This is a genomic window from Mycobacterium sp. NGS59 (genome assembly GCF_059812345.1).
The window spans coordinates 81,730-99,322 of sequence record NZ_JCALCN010000009.1 but is presented as its reverse complement, the minus strand read 5'-3'; the positions used below and the strand labels follow the sequence as shown (position 1 = coordinate 99,322).

At 66.7% G+C, this 17,593-nt stretch carries 17 protein-coding genes and 1 pseudogene; 12 read left to right on the top strand and 6 right to left on the bottom strand.

Translation table 11 applies throughout. The annotated features are described in order from the left end of the window. Nucleotides 1-88 precede the first annotated feature (88 nt). Nucleotides 89-556, top strand: coding sequence for an SRPBCC family protein (locus AC5Y46_RS12850; protein WP_499943815.1), 468 nt, complete (start codon nucleotides 89-91; stop codon nucleotides 554-556). 21 nt (nucleotides 557-577) lie between these two features. On the opposite strand, the gene AC5Y46_RS12845 is transcribed toward AC5Y46_RS12850, so the two are convergent. Next, complete coding sequence (locus AC5Y46_RS12845) at nucleotides 578-1,294, bottom strand: cutinase family protein (protein ID WP_499943816.1); 717 nt, start codon at nucleotides 1,292-1,294, stop codon at nucleotides 578-580. Nucleotides 1,295-1,357: 63 nt separating this feature from the next. Further along, nucleotides 1,358-2,005, bottom strand: coding sequence for a TetR/AcrR family transcriptional regulator (locus AC5Y46_RS12840; RefSeq protein WP_499943817.1), 648 nt, complete (start codon nucleotides 2,003-2,005; stop codon nucleotides 1,358-1,360). A gap of 55 nt (nucleotides 2,006-2,060) precedes the next feature. Here AC5Y46_RS12840 and AC5Y46_RS12835 point away from each other — a divergent pair, with 55 nt between their 5' ends. The 4 genes from AC5Y46_RS12835 (at nucleotide 2,061) to AC5Y46_RS12820 (ending at nucleotide 7,753) form a co-directional block, all read left to right on the top strand. Continuing rightward, entirely contained in the window at nucleotides 2,061-2,693 is a 633-nt protein-coding gene (locus AC5Y46_RS12835) for a TetR/AcrR family transcriptional regulator (RefSeq protein WP_499991435.1), read from the top strand. Between the two features lie 69 nt (nucleotides 2,694-2,762). Continuing rightward, nucleotides 2,763-4,556, top strand: a complete 1,794-nt coding sequence (locus AC5Y46_RS12830) for a flavin-containing monooxygenase (protein ID WP_499991433.1) — start codon at nucleotides 2,763-2,765, stop codon at nucleotides 4,554-4,556. Further along, nucleotides 4,553-6,106 carry a flavin-containing monooxygenase gene (locus tag AC5Y46_RS12825; protein ID WP_499991431.1) on the top strand — a complete coding sequence of 518 codons (1,554 nt, stop codon included), beginning with the start codon at nucleotides 4,553-4,555 and terminating at the stop codon, nucleotides 6,104-6,106. Before AC5Y46_RS12830 ends, AC5Y46_RS12825 begins: the two co-directional genes overlap by 4 nt. Before the next feature lie 84 nt (nucleotides 6,107-6,190). Beyond that, nucleotides 6,191-7,753: a PE domain-containing protein gene (locus AC5Y46_RS12820; protein WP_499991429.1), complete on the top strand. Its 1,563-nt coding sequence runs from the start codon at nucleotides 6,191-6,193 to the stop codon at nucleotides 7,751-7,753. 22 nt (nucleotides 7,754-7,775) lie between these two features. Here AC5Y46_RS12820 and AC5Y46_RS12815 read toward each other — a convergent pair whose 3' ends face one another. After that, complete coding sequence (locus AC5Y46_RS12815; RefSeq protein ID WP_499991427.1) at nucleotides 7,776-8,258, bottom strand: hypothetical protein; 483 nt, start codon at nucleotides 8,256-8,258, stop codon at nucleotides 7,776-7,778. A 63-nt stretch (nucleotides 8,259-8,321) separates the two neighbouring features. On the opposite strand from AC5Y46_RS12815, the pseudogene AC5Y46_RS12810 reads away from it, so the two are divergent. Beyond that, nucleotides 8,322-8,807: pseudogene (locus AC5Y46_RS12810) on the top strand (STAS domain-containing protein); the annotation flags it as partial. 4 nt (nucleotides 8,808-8,811) lie between these two features. Here the strand turns inward: AC5Y46_RS12810 and AC5Y46_RS12805 are convergent. Further along, nucleotides 8,812-9,633, bottom strand: a complete 822-nt coding sequence (locus AC5Y46_RS12805; protein ID WP_499991426.1) for an SDR family oxidoreductase — start codon at nucleotides 9,631-9,633, stop codon at nucleotides 8,812-8,814. Nucleotides 9,634-9,821: 188 nt separating this feature from the next. After that, on the bottom strand, nucleotides 9,822-10,640 hold the full coding sequence (locus AC5Y46_RS12800; protein ID WP_499991424.1) for an SDR family NAD(P)-dependent oxidoreductase: 819 nt from the start codon (nucleotides 10,638-10,640) through the stop codon (nucleotides 9,822-9,824). A 93-nt stretch (nucleotides 10,641-10,733) separates the two neighbouring features. Here AC5Y46_RS12800 and AC5Y46_RS12795 point away from each other — a divergent pair, with 93 nt between their 5' ends. The 5 genes from AC5Y46_RS12795 to AC5Y46_RS12775 all read left to right on the top strand — a co-directional run bounded on the left by AC5Y46_RS12795 (nucleotide 10,734) and on the right by AC5Y46_RS12775 (nucleotide 14,674). Further along, the gene (locus AC5Y46_RS12795) at nucleotides 10,734-11,594 is read left to right on the top strand and encodes a helix-turn-helix domain-containing protein (RefSeq protein ID WP_499991553.1); all 861 of its coding nucleotides are present in this window, start codon (nucleotides 10,734-10,736) and stop codon (nucleotides 11,592-11,594) included. A gap of 108 nt (nucleotides 11,595-11,702) precedes the next feature. Then, nucleotides 11,703-12,479 (top strand): DUF2127 domain-containing protein, encoded by a 777-nt coding sequence (locus AC5Y46_RS12790; protein WP_499991422.1) that lies wholly within the window; start codon nucleotides 11,703-11,705, stop codon nucleotides 12,477-12,479. Between the two features lie 67 nt (nucleotides 12,480-12,546). Further along, nucleotides 12,547-13,041, top strand: a complete 495-nt coding sequence (locus AC5Y46_RS12785) for a PaaI family thioesterase (protein WP_499991551.1) — start codon at nucleotides 12,547-12,549, stop codon at nucleotides 13,039-13,041. Between the two features lie 24 nt (nucleotides 13,042-13,065). Further along, a complete protein-coding gene (locus AC5Y46_RS12780) occupies nucleotides 13,066-13,533 on the top strand; it encodes a winged helix-turn-helix transcriptional regulator (RefSeq protein ID WP_499991421.1) in 468 nt (155 codons plus the stop codon). A gap of 334 nt (nucleotides 13,534-13,867) precedes the next feature. Further along, nucleotides 13,868-14,674 (top strand): SDR family NAD(P)-dependent oxidoreductase, encoded by an 807-nt coding sequence (locus AC5Y46_RS12775; protein ID WP_499943830.1) that lies wholly within the window; start codon nucleotides 13,868-13,870, stop codon nucleotides 14,672-14,674. Nucleotide 14,675: 1 nt separating this feature from the next. Here the strand turns inward: AC5Y46_RS12775 and sigC are convergent, their stop codons facing one another. Continuing rightward, a complete protein-coding gene (gene sigC / locus AC5Y46_RS12770; RefSeq protein WP_499991419.1) occupies nucleotides 14,676-15,242 on the bottom strand; it encodes an RNA polymerase sigma factor SigC in 567 nt (188 codons plus the stop codon). 106 nt (nucleotides 15,243-15,348) lie between these two features. Here sigC and AC5Y46_RS12765 point away from each other — a divergent pair, with 106 nt between their 5' ends. Continuing rightward, the gene (locus AC5Y46_RS12765) at nucleotides 15,349-17,586 is read left to right on the top strand and encodes a heavy metal translocating P-type ATPase (RefSeq protein ID WP_499991417.1); all 2,238 of its coding nucleotides are present in this window, start codon (nucleotides 15,349-15,351) and stop codon (nucleotides 17,584-17,586) included. Nucleotides 17,587-17,593 lie beyond the last annotated feature (7 nt).

Here is a 17,593-nt window from a genome sequence, read left to right as displayed (position 1 = left end):
ATCCGACTGTTGTCGCAATCACACGGCCGACGCCTACGCTGGAAAACGCCCTCGCGGCCGAGGGCCGTCGTAGCAGGAAGGACACCCGATGACCGTCACCGTTGTCGACGCAGGACCCCGGCGAGTCAGTCGGTCGGTCGAGGTGGCCGCCCCGGCTGCCGAACTCTTCGAGATGGCCGCCGATCCCCGGCGCCACAGCGAACTCGACGGATCGGGCACCGTTCGCGACAACGTCAAGGCGCCTGCCAATCTGGTCGAGGGTTCCAAATTCTCGACCAACATGAAGATGCTGGGATTGCCCTACCGCATCACCAGCACCGTGACCGTCCTACAACCGGACAAGGTGGTCGAATGGCGCCATCCGCTGGGTCACCGGTGGCGCTGGGAATTCGAGGCGCTTTCGCCGACGCTCACCCGGGTCACCGAGACCTTCGACTATCACGACGCCGGAACCGTCAAGAACACGCTGAAGTACTACGAGCGGCTGGGCTTCGCCAAGAACAACGCGAGCGGCATCGAGGCCACGCTCACCAGATTGCGCGACCGGTACGCCTAGTTCCGCGGTGCTGTCGAAAGTTCACTCCCCGAAGCCCGGCGGAGCGGGCACGGGAGCCGGTCCCGCCACCCCCACCCGGCTGGCCGCGAAGGCTGCACCCTGATCGATCGCCGCCGCGTCATTGGCGTAGGAGTTGTGCGCGGCGAAGTTCATTCCCTCCGAGCACACCGGGTCGTCGGTGGCGCAGATCTTCAGGGTTTTCGCCTGGTAGAGCGGACCGATCGCAACCTGCGGCTGACCCAGGAACTCCATGGCCCGCGTGTTCGGTGTGCCGAACAGCACCACCGCGGAGACGTGCTCGGCCACGGCAGGATCCAGCGGTTTGGGAACGGTGGCCGGGTCTACTCCGTCGGGCACCCGGGCCGACGTGACGAAGCCCATGACTGCCGCGCCCTGGGAGAAGCCCGAGAGCACCATTTTGGTCTTCGGGCAGGCCCCGGCCATCGAATTCACGTGGGCGCCGGCGTCCCTGATGCCGTCGATGCCGGTTGCCCACTCCTCGCTGGCCGGGTAGTTGACCGAGTACACGTTCAACGATTGCGCGCCGATACGCGGCCGCAGCGCGTCGACGAACGCGTCACCCGTCGCCCCCAGCCCTTCCTCGCCGGTACCCCTGGCGTACACCACTTCCACGTCGGGACATGGCTCGGCGAACGCAGCCGGCATGGAGGACGTCATCACAGCAGAACTCACCCCTGCGGCAACAGTTGCCGCGGACCCAAGAATGCGCAAAATCATGCATCTATCTTGCCCGCCTGAACACGTCCCAAACCAGTGCGGTCCAGCCACGCCGAGAATTTTCTAAGACTCGTCAGGCCTATCAGCTGAGGAAGCGAACAAACTCCCCCTGAGCAGGCGCTTCACCGCGTCCAGGGTGGCGTCGTACTGCTGCGGCGCCAGTCTGGCCGCTTGCTCCGACAAACCGCGGGTGAGCGCGCAGATGGCTTCCGCAGCCGCGGTCACACTGGTGCCCGAAGGCAGCACGCCCTGGTTTCGGGCGTCCTCGACGATCTCGGTGACGACGTCGCGCAGCGCTTTGGATCCCGGGTATGCCGGGGCTTCGCGGCGCGACTCCACCAGGCCTTGCGCGCGCGTGGCACGCAGGAACCCGGCCAATGACGGATAGTCGCGCATCAACTGCTTGGACTCGTCGAGCACCGCCTCGAGTCGCTCGACGACGTCGTCGGATCCGGCGGCGGCCGCGCGTAACCGTGGCAAGACGATCTGCTCGATCTCCTCGGCGGTGGCTCTGAGCAGCTCGCTCTTGTTCGGGAAATAGTGATACAGGCTGCCGCTGGTCATCTCGGCAGCCCGCGCGATCTCGCGGATCGAGGCCTGCGAATAACCCACCTCGGCGACACATCGAATGGTCGCGTCGATGATTCTGCGGCGAGTTTGCGTACCAACCGCTCCAACCGGCCGCCCGAGCTGCGACGAGCCGACCGTCATGCCGGGTACCTCCGCGAAGACCGGAATCAATTGATCGATCGAATATATTCGACCCGTGACTCGCCCACAGTTGGGACGTCCCGTCGGCGCGACCGGTGCGCAGACGCGGCAGCGGATCATCCTGGCGACGATGAAGTGCGTCGCCGAGGTGGGCTACGCGCGAGCGACGATCCGCGAAATCGCCCGGATGGCGAATGTCACGAGCGCCAGCCTGTACAACTACTTCCCGACCAAGTCCGAGTTGATCAAGGCCACCATCGCGACGAGATCCGACACCGCCATGCCACGGTTGCGGGAGGCCGCCGACGGACCGATCGGCATCGTCGAACGCGTCGCAGCAGTGCTCGACGAATGTGGTCAACTCCTCCGCGAGTACCCCGACCTTGCCGCGTTCGAGTGGGCGATCCAGGCCGAGAACCTCGGCACCTACGGCGAGCGCGACGTCACACCCGACGACGGGCATCCCCGTTTCGAATCGGTGCGCGAACTCCTGGCCGACATAGTCGAGGACGCACGGCGAGACGGCGAACTCGGTTCGGATCCCGACTCGCAGGCCGTCTTGGAGGCGGTCTACGCCTTGATCTACGGACTGACCGAACTGGCGGCGACCCTGCAGCCCGCGGAGTTCCAGGAGGCACTCGGCGCCTCGAAGGTGTTGGTGACCGGGGCGCTGTTGGGAACCGCATAATCGTCGGGGACCTTGATGCGATCAAGTGATTGATTATAGAGTCGGCGCACGACGAGTGGGACCGAGACATTGACCGAGACTGTCGGCTGCGCATTCGATGTCGACGCGCTGCGCCAGAAGTATGCCCAGGAACGCGCCAAGCGGCTGCGGCCTGACGGAATCGCGCAATACGTCGAAATCGCGGGTGAATTCGCGTGTTTCGGGCAGGACCCGTGGGCAGACCAGACCTTTGCCCGCGAACCGCTCAGCGACGAAGTCGACGTGGCGATCGTCGGTGCGGGCTTCGGTGGCCTGCTGACCGCGGTGCGACTCCGTGAGCTCGGCGTGCAAAGCATCCGGCTGATCGACCGGGCAGCCGACGTCGGCGGCACCTGGTACTGGAATCGCTATCCGGGGATCGCCTGCGACGTCGAGTCCTACGTGTACGTCCCGCTGTTGGAGGAACTCGGCTATATCCCCGAACACAAGTACGCCGGCGGGGCGGAGATCTTTGCGCACTGCCAACGTATAGCTCGGCACTACGATCTGTACCGCAACGCGTGCTTGCAGACCGATGTTCGCGAAATCCGTTGGGAGACCGAGACTTCCCGGTGGGTCGTCATGACCGACCGCGGTGACGAGATGCGCGCGAAGTTTGTCTGCATGGCCAACGGGTATCAGGCCAAGCCCAAACTGCCTGGCATTGCGGGGATTTCGGCGTTCGGCGGCCGCATGTTCCATACCAGCCGGTGGGACTACGGTTACACCGGCGAGAACCTCGAGAATCTGGCCGACAAGCGGGTCGGCATCATCGGTACCGGAGCGACCGCTGTGCAATGTGTGCCGCACCTGGCCGCGGCGGCTCAGCAGCTGTTCGTTTTCCAGCGCACCCCTTCTTCGGTGGACGTGCGTGCCAACGGACCCACAGATCCGCAGTGGGCCAACGCATTACAGCCGGGGTGGCAGCGTGAACGTATCGAGAACTTTCAGGTCCTCACCGCCGGCGGACAGGCGGAGCGGGACCTGGTTGCCGACGCCTGGACCAGCATCACCCGCAAACTTCCGGTCATGCGCCACGACAGCGACGGGACGGTAAGCCCCGAGCAACGCACCCGTGACATCGAAATGGCGGACTTCGCCAAGATGGAGGAGATCCGGGCGCGGGTGGCTGGCATCGTGACCGATCCAGCGACGGCCGAAGCGCTCAAGCCCTGGTACGGCTACTTCTGCAAACGGCCCTGCTTTCACGACGACTATCTGCAGGCGTTCAACCTGGACAACGTGGCGTTGGTCGACACCCGAGGCATGGGCGTGCAGGCAATCAGCGAGACGGGCGTAGTTGTCGACGGGACGACCTACGAGCTCGATTGTTTGATCTTTGCAACGGGTTTCGAGGTGGGCACCGACTACTGCCGCCGGACGGGATTCGAACTGGTCGGCCGCGACGGGGTGACGCTGACCCAGCGGTGGCGTGACGGCGTGCGCACCTTCCAAGGCCTGTGCACCAACGGTTTTCCGAACTGCTTCATCGAAAGCATTGCCCAGGCAGGGTTGACCGTGAACTTTCCCTATCTGCTCGACGTGCAGGCGACGCACGCCGCGTGGATCATCGCCTGGGCCCTGCAACGGGGTGTAGGCGAAGTCGAGGCGTCGCTTGCCGCGGAAGCCGAGTGGGTCCAGACCGTGGTGACGCGCTCGGAGGCTACCGCGGAACGCTCCAGGACCTGCACGCCCGGGTACTACAACCGAGAGGGCAGAGCGGACGCCAAGACCCGGCAGGGCAGCTTCTTCTTCGGTGGACCCACCGAGTACGCCGACACCCTTGCGGCTTGGCGTACTGACGGGGATCTCGCGGGTTTCGAACTGCGCCGGGATCGTTCATGAGGTCGCGGTATGCCGTGGGCCGACTGCGCGCCGCGACCCGGCGTCGGCACCCGCCCAAGGTGGCGATCATCGGCGCCGGGTTCGGCGGCCTGGGCACCGCGGTCGCGCTTCGGCGCCGGGGCATCGATGACCTGGTGATCATCGACGGGGCCGACGGAGTCGGCGGCACCTGGCGGCGCAACACCTATCCGGGTGCCGCCTGCGACATCCAGAGTCACCTCTACTCATTTTCGTTCGCGCCCAACAAGAACTGGAGTCGCACCTATGCCCGGCAACCGGAGATCCTGGCCTATCTGGAGTCGGTGACCGACGAGTTCGATCTGCGTCGCCATCTGATGCTGAAAACCTCGGTGCGCTCCGCGCGATGGAACCCCGACACCTGGCGATGGGACCTGCACCTCGACGATTGCGACCAGACCCTGTCCGTCGACGTCGTCGTCTGCGCCGTAGGGCTGTTCGGTGCGCTCAAACTTCCGGCGATCGCGGGCCTCGGGGATTTCGGGGGAACCGTGATGCACACCGCCCAGTGGGATCATGGCGTCGACCTGGCCGGCAAGAAAGTGGCGGTGATCGGAACTGGGGCCAGTGGCGTGCAGGTCGTTCCCGAACTGGCCAAGATCACCGCAGGTCTCACGGTGTTTCAACGGACCCCGCCCTGGATGGTGCCCAAAGAGGACCGGCCTTACACCGCAGACGAATTGGCGCGCTTCCGGCGCAATCCACTGGCCGCCCGTCGGGTCCGATGGCAGATCTGGAAGTTCCAGCACGACAACACCGCGACCATGGTCGACGATCCGGTCGTGGCGGGCAGGTCGCGGTTCGCGACGTCGTTTCTGGAGCGCACCGTGACCGACGCGGAACTGCGCCGATCCCTGACGCCGTCGTATCCCTTCCGGTGCAAACGTGTGCTGCTCGGAGACGACTTCTACCGGGCGCTGCAGCGAGACGACGTCGAGTTGGTGACCGAACCGGTCGAGCGGGTGACCCGGAAGTCGATCGTCACCGCCGACGGCAGGGTGGTGGAGGTCGACGCGATCGTTCTGGCCACCGGATTCGAGACGTCGCAATATCTTTCGGGTATCGAGGTGGTCGGTGCCGAGGGCCGGCGGCTGCACGAACGGTGGGGCGCCGACCCCAGCGCGTATCTCGGTACCGCCGTCGCGGGGTTCCCGAACTTCTTCATGCTCTACGGTCCCAACACCAATCAGGGCGGAAACTCGATCGTCTACATCCTCGAAGCCGGAGCGCGGTTGGTGGCCAGCGCCGTGTCTCGGCTGGCCCGTCGCGGTGGCTATATCGACGTTCGGCCGGAGGCCGAAGAGCGTTTCAACGATCGGTTGTCGGCGGACCTGGACCGCACCATCTGGACGCAGTGCGACAGCTACTTCCGTTCGCCGTCCGGACGCATTGTGACCCAGTGGCCCTATACCGAACTGGACTACGCGCGCCGCACGTGGCGGGTGCGACCGCGCGACTGGGTGCACCGGACCGGGGTTCCGAATTGCCGCACGGACCGCCCCGCGGCCCCGCTTAAGCTATCAATTGATTGATTTTCCGGAGAAAGCCCTCGTCTTCACCGTACCTGTGCATATGATCAATCGATTGATTAGTTCTACTGCCCCGGAGGAATAGCGATGTCGTACCTGCTAGCGGCCCCGGAAATGTTGTCGTCCGCGGTGACCGAGTTGTCCGCGATCGGTTCCGCGGTGGGGGCGGCCAATGCCGCCGCCGCGCTGCCGACGACCGGTATAGCGGCCGCCGCAGCAGATGAAGTGTCGGCCGCCGTCGCTGCGCTGTTCGCCGGCAACGCCCGCGACTATCAAGCGTTGAGCGCGCAGATAGCGGAATTCCACCAGCGCTTCGTGCAGCTGCTGGGCTCGGGGTCCGCAGCGTATTCCGCCGCGGAGGCGGCCAACGCCAACCCGTTGCTGGACCTGATCAATGCGCCTACCCAGACCCTGCTCGGACGCCCGTTGATTGGAAATGGTGTGGACGGGGTGGCAGGCACCGGGCAGGACGGTGGCCCGGGCGGATTGTTGTACGGCGACGGCGGTGACGGCGGATCCGGTGCGCCGGGCAGGGCCGGGGGCAGGGGTGGTGATGCCGGACTGATCGGAAACGGTGGCGCCGGCGGGCGGGGCGGCCCGGGCATCGGTGGCGAGGCTGGGGCGCCGGGAGGTCGCGGCGGCGCCGGCGGATGGTTGCTCGGCAATGACGGGGCCGACGGCGCCATGGGCGCCAGGACCGCCAACCCCGGCGGGCCGACCGACCCCGGCGGTCCGACCGACCCCGGTGAGCCGACCGACCCCGGCGAGCCGACCGATCCGTCGCCGCCGAATGTCGTCGACGCGGCCCGCGACGGCGACGTCGTCGCTTCCAACGGCGGGACCGTCACCGACGGCAACCTCACCGAAATCTCCGGCATCGACGCGGGGATCAACAACCCGGACGTGTATTGGGTGCACAACGATTCGGGCGACTCGGCGCGCATCTTCGCGATCGACGCCGAGACGGGACAGACGTTGGCGACCTACGAGCTCAGTGGCGCGACAGCCAACGACTGGGAGGATATCGAGGTCGCCAGAGGACCGGACGGTAAGTCCTACATCTATGTCGGCGATATCGGCGACAACGGCCAATCCCGCAGCAGCATAACCGTTTATCGAGTACCCGAGCCGATCGTCACCGGCACCGCCGCCAATCCGACCACCGGCAGACTGACTGGAGTGGAGCAGGTCCGGCTGGTCTATCCCGACGGTGCGCGGCTGAACTCGGAGGCGCTGGCCGTCGACCCGGTCAACCACAATCTGATGCTCATCGAAAAAACCGACGCCGATGTCGCCCGTGTCTATTCGACGCCGGATACTGGGTGGAGCAACGCGGGCAGCAGCAGTGCCAGCAGAACGCTGACACAGGTTGCCACCCTTGATCTTTCGGACGCCAACGAGCAACTCGTCACCAGCGCCGACTTCTCCGCCGACGGTTCGCAGTTGGCCGTGCGGACCTATGACGACGTGCTGCTGTGGAACCGCGCTCCCGGCACCAGCTCGTGGTCGCCGTTCAGTCAGCAGCCAGTGGAAGGCCCCGTCATCGAGGAGACCCAAGGCGAGGCGATCGCGTTCCATCCGGACGGTCGGGGATACGTGACGGTCAGCGAGTATGCCAACCAGAGACTGCACGAGTACAGCGTGCGCTGACCCGCGACCAACCCGAGAACTACTAGTACGCGCCGCCAACCGTCACGTCGGCGTTCCGCGAACTCTGGGCCGGCCCGAAGATGCACCAGTACGGCTGGGCGCATTGGGCGTCGAACAGGACGGGTGACGAGCCGACATCGCTCACCTGCTGTATGCGGACGGGGACCGTCTTCGTCGATGCTCCTGTGACCGTCACCGAGTACTGCACCCAGGTCTTGTTGTAGGTGCACTTGCCGAAGGGACTTCCGCCCTGGTCCACCACGAAACCGTCTTTCGTGGGGTTCGTGGCGCAGGTCTCGCCGGTCACTTCTACGTTCGTGATCAGTGGTTGGTCGTGCCGATCCGCCCCACCACCGCCGGGCACTTTCCAGTGCAGCTGTATGGAGAAGTCCGCATGGGCAGGCGCAGGACAGCCGATGGCCGATGCGCCCAGGGTCGACAGGCATACCAGAGTTGTCATTACCGCGCGGCGGCTCATCAAGCCCCTTCCAGCGTTGCCGGTCAAATTTACTCAGCATAAATAAGGCACCCGAACGATGCGTCAACTGCGCATATTTAAGCTCACCCTGCGAAGCTGCGGGCCAAGGTACTGGTAGTGACCCCCGAACGTGTTGTCCGGGAACGTGTTCCGGGAGATCCCTCGGACCCCGAGACGGTCATCTATGACCTGGAAGGGGAATTGTTCTTCGGGGCCGCACCGGAATTGGACCGCCACCTCTCGGAACTGCAGGGGCGGATCAGGGCCGAAGACGAAGGCAAGATCGTGATCCTGCGCCTCAAGCGGGTACGACATCCCGACGTCGTCTGCATCGAACGCATCGAGCACTTTCTACATGACCTGACCGACCACGGGACGACGGTGCTGCTGGCCGGGGTGCGCGCGGACACCCTCGCGGTATTGAACAACGTCGGCTTCTCGCGGTGGTTTCCCGCCGAACACGTCTTCCCCGAAGAGGACAAGGAATTCTCGGCGACCCTCCGCGCGGTGCGTTACGCGCACGCGAGGACGAAGGCCGACCACACCGAACAACCGGAGCTCTATTACCTGGTCTGAGGTCTCAGGGGTTCCCGGCCTTGACGGCGGCGATCACGCCGCCGTCGACCAGCAGATCGGTACCGGTGATGAAAGTCGCTCGCGGACCGAGCAGGAACGCCGCCGCGGCCGCGATGTCGTCGGGCGTCCCGATCCGGCCGGTCGCCGACATCGCGATCATCGCGCGCATGCCGTCCCCGACGGGGGAGGCGAGTTCTTCCTGCGACATCGGCGTGGAGATGATGCCCGGGCTGATCGAGTTGATCCGGGCGCCGCGACGGCCCCAGTGCGCGCTGGCCGCGCGTACGCGAAGTAGATTGGCCTGCTTGGCGATCGGATAAGCCATTGTCGATTCGGTGATACTGCTGACGAAGTCCAGGTCCAGCAGTTCGCCGGGGGGGTTGTGCGCCAGCGCCTTTTCCCGCTCGGCGTCCATCGGCGGGAACATGTGGCCGGCCATGCTCGCGATCACGACACCGGCACCGCCCGGCGCGACGATGTCTCCGAAATCCTGTAGCACCAGGGCGACACCGAGCAGGTCGACGGCCATCACCGCCTGTGCCGAGGCTTGCGCCGGGGACAGACCGGCGGTGTGCGCCACCTGAGTCACGGGCCCGAGGGAGCCGGCGAAGTCGGCCAGCGCGCGCACCGATTCCGCTGACGAGACGTCGACACGCTGGGTTTCGATCTCGTAGCCGTCGGCTCGCAGCGCTTCGGTCGCCGAGCTCAACGTCGCCTCGCTGTTGTCGGCCAGCAGCACCGTCTTGCCGGAACCGAGTCGCCGCGCGATGGCCAGGCCCATACCGCCGGCGCCGATCACGGCGAGAACTTCTCGAGTTGCGGTCACTGCATCTCCTTCCGGGCCAGATCCCAACCGAAGAATAGGATGTCCGCGGCTAGGTTGGACGGGGTGTCGGCCGAACAACCGTGGAATATCAACTGCCGACCCATCTGGGCGCGGTACTGCCCGATGCCCGAATCCGGCGCCTGCGCTACGGCCGGGTCCTGATCACCTGGCGCGCGCCGATCCAACCGTCAACCGTCCGAGCCCATCGCCGCAGCACTGGCCTGTGAGATGAGCTCGACAGCCTGATTGCGCGGGAGCGAACCCAACATCTGCATTGCGGCCCGCATGTCGTCGCCGACGATCCAGGTCGGTCCGTTGGTCAGGTTCTCGAACGCCTCGGCGATGACGTCCTCGACGCTGGCCGCGCCCGGCGGGACGTCGTCGGGCGAGGCGATCTGACCGCGGCTGTATTCGAGTTCACGCAAGGCGGGTGTGTTGGTCTTGCCCAAGATCAGCCCCAGGACATCGACACCTTTGTCGTGGAGTTCGGCCCACAACGCTTCGGCGAAGACCATGCCGAAAGCCTTGGATGCACCGTAGGCCACCATGTTCGGGCCCCCGGCGAAGCCGGCACCCGAGCCGAAGATGACGATCCCGCCGCGTCCCCGCGCCACCATCTGCGCAGCGAAATGGTGGCACAACTGCATCGGCACCACGCAGTTGCGCTGCACCATCGCCTCGGCGGCGGCGAGTGGATTGGTCAGGAACGGCTGGAAATCGGGGTCGGCACCGGCGCAGTACACCAGGAATCCGATGTCGAGGTCACCAACCGCCTCGACGATGGTGCTCGACGCGTGTGGTTGCGCGAGATCCACTGCGAGGGTGCGGGTTTGAACAGATGTCGCCGAATTGATCTCGGCGGCAACCTGATCCAGCACGGCTTGCCGGCGCGCCAGCAGCACGACGTTGATGCCGCGCTCGGCCAGGCCTTTGGCGAACGCGGCGCCCACGCCGTCGGATGCCCCCGCGACCAGTGCCCACGGGCCGTACTTCGCTGCGAATGTCACGTGCGCCCCGCTCCGGCAATTTCTCAAATAGACGAGATATACTCTCGAAATAGTGGTCCAACTCTAAGAAGACCGGTCAGAGGGAGTCAAGCCATTCGCGGATCCACTTCTGCCCCGACCGCGCGGGTACTCGACGTGGTCGAACTGCTCGCCCGCTCGACCGACCGGCAATTGCGTTTCTCCGACGTCGTCCGCGAACTCGATCTCACCCAGGCGACCGCGCACGCCATTCTCAAGACGCTCTGCGACCGGGGGTGGGTAAGCCGCGACCCGATGGACAGGACGTTCACGCTGGGTCCGGCGTTGGCGGTGGTGGCCGCCCGTGCCGACATCGCCCGGCCACTCGCCCATCACGCCCGCGCGGCGGCGCTGCGGGTGTCCCGCGAGGTGGGCTTCGCCGGCTCGGTGGTCGAGCGGTTCGAGGACTCGCTGGTGATCACCGCGTTCGAGGGAGACGGGGCCACCGAACCCTCGGGACTGCCCGGCGACCGTATCCCATACGCGCCGCCGTTCGGCGTCGCCTTTGCCGCCTGGGACACCGCCGAGGGTCAGCGCGACTGGATCCGCCGCGGAGCAGGCAACGATGCCGAACGCGTGCAGCGCCTGCGATTGGTGCTGGCGCGCACCCGCGACCGTGGGTTCGACGTCGACTGCACCACGCCCGCGTTGGCGCGGGCCGCGCAGTTGGTGGGCAGGCTGCACAACGACGAGATGCCGGTTACGGTCCGCGAGATCCTTGATCAGCTGCTCGTCGAATTCACTGCCAGCGGAGCGCTTTTCGAGGACGGCCGGGCACCGCAACCGGTGGCCACCATCGCCGCCCCGGTGTTCGGTCCCCGACGGCAGGTCGCACTGATCATCGCGGTCCATCCGCTCAGCGCCATCACGGCTCGCCAGATCCGGTCGATAGGTAGCCGGTTGGTGCAGGAAGCCGAGTTGGTGTCGCAACAGTAGGCATGGCGCCCGATACGCGCGTTCCCCTTGCGTGGTTTGCTTCTGGCATTGAATGATCGGCGCATCCGCGGCGTCGATTCGGCCGCGATTGGTTCCGAAGGAGCGCACGTGGCCAAAAAGGAGAACCGTACGGTCAACCGGTGGGAACTGGTCACCTGCGCGCTCACCGGCCATGCCACCTACGCGCCCGACGACGAGGCATTGGCCGAAAGGCTCAGTGCCACCACCGAACTCGGGGAGGCGTGGCGCTGCCTACGATGCGGTGACTTCGCCCTGGGGGAGCCGCACGGGCGCGGACGTCCCGAAGATGCGCCGCTGATAACCAGGGGCAAGGCGTTGCGGCAGGCCATCATCATCCGCGCGCTGGCTGTCGAGCGCCTGCTGCGGGCGGTGGTGTTGGCACTCGCAGCGTGGGCGGTGTGGACCTTCCGCGGTTCCCGCGGTGCCATCCAGGCCACCCTGGACCGGGACCTGCCGATCTTCCGTGCAGCCGGATTCAAGGTCGACCAGATGACCGCCGTCCAAGAACTGGAGAAGGCACTGGCCGCAAAACCGTCCACGCTGGCGTTGATCACCTGCATGCTCGGCGCCTACGCGGTGCTGCAGGTTGTCGAAGGCGTCGGCTTGTGGCTGCTGAAACGCTGGGGGGAGTACCTGGCGGTGGTGGCCACGTCGCTGTTTCTGCCGCTGGAGATCCATGACCTGCTCAAAGGCGTCACGATGACCCGGGTGGTGACGCTGGCCATCAACCTGGCAGCGGTGGTGTACCTGCTCGTCTCCAAACGACTGTTCGGGCTGCGCGGCGGACGCCGAGCCTACGACGAGGAACTGCACGGCGAGCAGTTGCTCGACCTGGAAAGGGCGGCCATGACGGCCGAGGTGTGACCGAGGCGACACGCCCCTGGCTTGACTAGAGTTTAGTCAGGGGGTGACGATGAAGCGCGTGAGCGAAATGGCCTGCGACACCAGAACCCGCACCGTCGAATGGGCAGATCCGATGGTCGCCGCAGCTGCCGCCCGCGGCCGCGGTGGTCTGGAGTTCTTGCAGGCCATGGCCGCCGGCGAGATACCGCCGCCACCGGTGATGAGCACCATCGGCGCTCGCCTGGAATCGGTTTCGAAAGGCACGGCGGTCTTCACCATGACGCCGGCCGAGTTCCACTACAACCCGATCGGCTCCGTCCATGGCGGCATGTACTGCACCTTGCTCGATTCGGCTGCCGCGTGCGCAGTCCACAGCATGCTGCCGGCCGGGGTCGCCTACACCAGCCTCGACCTGTCGGTGCGGTTCATCGGTTCGATCAGCGTCGACACCGGGCCGGTCCGGTGCACCGGCACGGTGACCCATCTGGGCCGGCGCACCGCGCTGGCCGAAGCCGTGCTGACCAGTGGCACCGGCAAGTTGTTGGCGTCCGCGACCAGCAATTGCCTGATTCTCAATCCCTAACCGCCGCAACGAGATCGGAGTCAGGTGAAGCTGTCGGGTGGACTGGCTGACCGGGACCGCTGGACGGTGGCCGATTGGTGCCCGATGGAATATGCGCTGCAGTTCATCGGCACCCACTCGGCCATGGTCTTGCTGCGTGAAACATTCTTCGGCGGAAGGCGTTTCGACGAACTGGCCCGCCGCGCGGGAGTGACCGAACAGATCGCCGCCAAACGGCTCCGGCAACTCGTCGATGCCGGACTGCTGGAAAAGCGGCCGTACCAGGAACCCGGGCAGCGCACCCGCTACGAGTACGTGCTCACCGAGGGGGGCCGCGAATTGTTCCCGGTGCTGATCAGCCTGATCGAATTCGGCAGGTCCCTGCAGGGCGAAGCCGGCGCCATGGAACTCGTCCACGACGGATGCGGCGCCGCCGTCGTCCCCCGCGTTCGATGTACGGCGGGCCACGACGTTTCGCTGACCGATGCGGCCGTACGGATTGCGAAGCGCTGACGGTTCACCGCTGTGACAAGAGCGGCAGGCACGTGGCGATGTGCCGGACTCCACAGGGCCGCTTCGCCCGTTATTAACCGCAGTGCGGGGAGTGTGTAAAGCGGACGGGCTGCAATTTGACCAACCGACGACAGGACCGACGCCATGACAGCACTCCACCACGGGAAGCTGAGCCCCCCCGGCTTCGACTTCGTCGCGCCGATCCGGGCGCGCGCCTGCCTTGCCTGGCACGCCGTATCGAGAAGCAAGACGCGCGGCTTCCGCCTGATGCAACCGGGGGCCGAACGCTGCTGACCTCTTTGGGCCTGGACAGCGGCCCGGGTACGGTCAGCTGATGGCACTCCCACCAGCAGGAAAGGACGGCGCCGCCGTCGTCACCGGTGCATCGTCGGGCATCGGCGAACAAGTCGCGCGAATACTCGCACAGCGCGGCTATCAAGTCGTGTTGGTGGCGCGCAGCGTCGATCGCCTCGAGGAGATCGCCGGCCGGCTGGGCGCGCAGGCGCACCCGCTGCCGGCGGATCTGTCCGACCGCAATGATCGCGCGAGCCTGCTCGATCGCGTCGTCGCGTTGGGCCTGACCCCGGACATCCTGGTCAACAACGCCGGGTTGTCCACGACGGGCGTCGTCGCGAAGTCCGACCCGGCGAAGGAACTCAACCTGGTCGAGGTCGACGTGGCCGCGGTCGTGGACCTGACCAGCAGGTTCCTGCCCGGAATGGTCGAGCGCCGGCGGGGCGCCATCCTCAACGTGGCGTCCGTGGCTGCATTCGGCCCGCTGCCGGGTCAGGCGGCCTACGGCGCGGCCAAGGCATTCGTGCTGTCCTACACCCACTCGCTGCGTGGGGAGTTGGGCGGAACGGGGGTGTCCGTCACCGCGCTGTGTCCGGGACCGGTGGACACCGGATTCGGCGAGGCGGCCGGGTTCTCCAAAGAAGAAGCCGACGCGGCGTTACCCAAGGTCATGTGGATTCCCGCCGACAAGGTGGCGCAGGCCGGCATCGACGGGCTGGCGGCCGGCAAGGCTGTAGTCGTCCCGGGACTGGTCAACCGGGCGGCCTCGGCGTTGTTCCGGGTCGCGCCCCCGGAATGGATGCTGCCCCTGCTCACCCGCAGTCATCCTGCGCTGAAACGCAATTGAGCTATCCGGCGCGGTCGTCCTCGGTGGCCGCGCGCAGCAGGTCGTCGCGGGCGCGCGCCACCCGGGAGCGGACGGTGCCGACCGGACATCCGGCGACTTCTGCGGCTTCGTCGTAGGACAGACCGAGGATCTGGGTGAGGACCAGGGCCTCGCGGCGCTTCGGATCCAACCCGTCGATCAACATCCGGACTTCCACCATGTTCTCGATCCGGTTGCCACGCGGACCCGGTGCAGAACTGGCGGCGAGCGCTTCGTCGAGGTCGGCCACGTGGGCGGTCCGGGGCCGGCTCGTGTCGTGCCGGATCTGATCGACGACCACGCGACGGGCGATCGACAGCAACCAGGTGCGGGCGGTGGACCGGCCGGCGAAACGCGGCAGCGCACCGATCGCCCGCAGGAACGTCTCCTGGGTCAGGTCGTCGGCGCTGGCCGGGCCGGCGAGATAGGCCACCATCCGCCACACATCGCGCTGGGTGGCCTGGATGAATTGCGACAATGCCGCCCGGTCACCCCGACCGGCGCATTTGGCGAGGTGGGTAATTTGGTCATCGTCGCCGCCTGTCGCCACGGATCTCGAGGATAGGCCATAACTGCGGTCGATACGTCGGGAACTAATCAGCCGGTCGCGACGACTGATCTGTATCGGACGGTTTGACAGGAGGTGAGGAACCGCGATGACCACGACGACCACGACCGACGCATCTTCCGAACGCGCCGAGGTGGTGCAGCTCGATATCACCGGGATGTCCTGCATGGCCTGCGCGCACCGGGTCAAGTCGACGCTCAACAAGCTGCCGGGTGTGCGGGCCTCGGTCAATTTCGCCACCCGCGTCGCGACTGTCGAGGCCAGCGGGGACGTCACGGCCGACGAACTGTGCGCGGCGGTACGCGGCGCCGGTTACGACGCCGAACTGCGCCGAGGCGGCGACCTGGATGCCGATCCCGATGCCGACCGGGCGCGGTACCTGTTCACCCGGTTTGCCGTCGCCGCCGTGTTCTTCGTGCCGCTGGCGCACCTGTCGGTGTTGTTCGCCGTGATGCCGGGCACCCGCTTCACCGGCTGGCAGTGGCTGCTCACTGTGCTGGCTCTGCCGGTGGTGGCCTGGGCGGCGTGGCCGTTCCACCGGGTCGCGCTGCGCAACGCGATGCACGGCGGGGCGTCGATGGAGACGTTGATCTCCGTCGGTATCACCGCCGCCACGATCTGGTCGTTCTACACCGTTTTCGGTGAGCACCAGACCACCGAGCGCCGGGGCGTGTGGCAGGCCCTGTTGGGCAGCGACGCCATCTACTTCGAGGTGGCCGCGGGCGTCACGGTCTTCGTCCTGGCGGGCCGCTATTTCGAGGCCCGCGCCAAGTCGAGGGCGGGAAGTGCGCTGCGCGCGCTCGCGGCGCTGAGTGCCAAGGATGTCGCTGTCCTGCAGCTCGACGGGTCCGAAGCGGTCATTCCGGCGGACGAATTGCAGGAGCAGCAGCGCTTCGTGGTACGCCCCGGTCAGACGATCGCCGCCGACGGACTCGTCGTCGAGGGATCCGCCGCGGTCGACCTCAGCGCGATGACGGGCGAAGCCAAACCCGTGCGGGCGCGTCCGGGATCGCAGGTGATCGGCGGCACGATCGTGCTCGACGGACGGCTGATCGTCGAGGCCGCCGCGGTGGGCGCCGACACCCAGTTCGCCGGCATGGTCCGGCTGGTCGAGCAGGCGCAGGCACAGAAGGCCGACGCGCAGCGACTCGCCGACCGGATCGCCTCGGTGTTCGTCCCGTGCGTCTTCGTCATCGCGGCATTGACTGCCGCGGGATGGCTGCTCGCCGGCGGGCAGCCGGACCAGGCTTTCTCGGCCACCCTGGCCGTGCTCGTCATCGCCTGCCCCTGCGCGCTGGGTCTGGCCACCCCGACGGCGATGATGGTCGCTTCCGGGCGTGGCGCCCAACTCGGCATCTTCCTCAAGGGTTACCAGTCGTTGGAGGCCAGCCGCGCCGTCGAAACGGTGGTGTTCGACAAGACCGGCACGTTGACGACGGGGCACCTGACGGTCGGCGCGGTGACCGTCGCGCCCGGCTGGGATGCCGACGAGGTCCTCGAACTGGCCGCGACGGTGGAAGCCGGATCCGAGCACGCGGTGGGATTGGCGATCGCCGCCGCCGCAGCGCAGCGCGAACCCGTCGCCGACTTCCGTGCCGTGCCCGGCCGGGGGGTCAGCGGCAGCGTCAGCGGCCGGACCGTGCGAATCGGCAAACCGTCCTGGATCGCCGCCGCCGACCAGGAGCCGGTACTGCTCGCGGCCCGGCGCAACGCCGAATCACGCGGTGAGACAGCGGTATTCGTCGAGGTGGACGGCCACCCGTGCGGCGTCATCGCGGTGGGTGACGCGGTGAAGGACTCGGCGGCCGACGCGGTCACCGCGCTGCACCAGCGCGGCATCCGAACCGTGCTGTTGACCGGCGACAACCCCGCATCCGCGGGCGCGGTGGCCGCCCGCGTCGGGGTGGACGAGGTGATCGCCGACATCCTGCCCGAAGGGAAGGTCGACGTCATCGAGCAGCTGCGTGAGCGCGGCCACGTCGTCGCCATGGTCGGCGATGGCATCAACGACGGACCTGCGCTGGCCTGCGCGGACCTGGGTATGGCGATGGGTCGGGGCACCGACGTCGCGATCGGCGCCGCCGACGTCATCCTGGTCCGGGACGACCTCGAAGTCGTGCCGCTGGCGCTGGACCTGGCCGCAGCCACCATGCGCACGATCAGGGTCAACATGATCTGGGCGTTCGGCTACAACATCGCCGCGATTCCGATCGCCGCCGCCGGACTGCTCAACCCGCTGATAGCCGGCGCGGCCATGGCGTTCTCGTCGTTCTTCGTCGTGTCGAACAGCTTGCGGCTGCGCAACTTCGGCGCGGTGCGGGACTAGAGACCAG

Bases quoted from the DNA above. Each gene is read 5' to 3' on its own strand.
- AC5Y46_RS12850 (WP_499943815.1), top strand. From the start codon at position 89: ATGACCGTCACCGTTGTCGACGCAGGACCCCGGCGAGTCAGTCGGTCG.
- AC5Y46_RS12845 (WP_499943816.1), bottom strand. From the start codon at position 1,294: ATGATTTTGCGCATTCTTGGGTCCGCGGCAACTGTTGCCGCAGGGGTG.
- AC5Y46_RS12840 (WP_499943817.1), bottom strand. From the start codon at position 2,005: ATGACGGTCGGCTCGTCGCAGCTCGGGCGGCCGGTTGGAGCGGTTGGT.
- AC5Y46_RS12825 (WP_499991431.1), top strand. From the start codon at position 4,553: ATGAGGTCGCGGTATGCCGTGGGCCGACTGCGCGCCGCGACCCGGCGT.
- AC5Y46_RS12820 (WP_499991429.1), top strand. From the start codon at position 6,191: ATGTCGTACCTGCTAGCGGCCCCGGAAATGTTGTCGTCCGCGGTGACC.
- AC5Y46_RS12785 (WP_499991551.1), top strand. From the start codon at position 12,547: ATGGCCTGCGACACCAGAACCCGCACCGTCGAATGGGCAGATCCGATG.
- AC5Y46_RS12775 (WP_499943830.1), top strand. From the start codon at position 13,868: ATGGCACTCCCACCAGCAGGAAAGGACGGCGCCGCCGTCGTCACCGGT.
- AC5Y46_RS12765 (WP_499991417.1), top strand. From the start codon at position 15,349: ATGACCACGACGACCACGACCGACGCATCTTCCGAACGCGCCGAGGTG.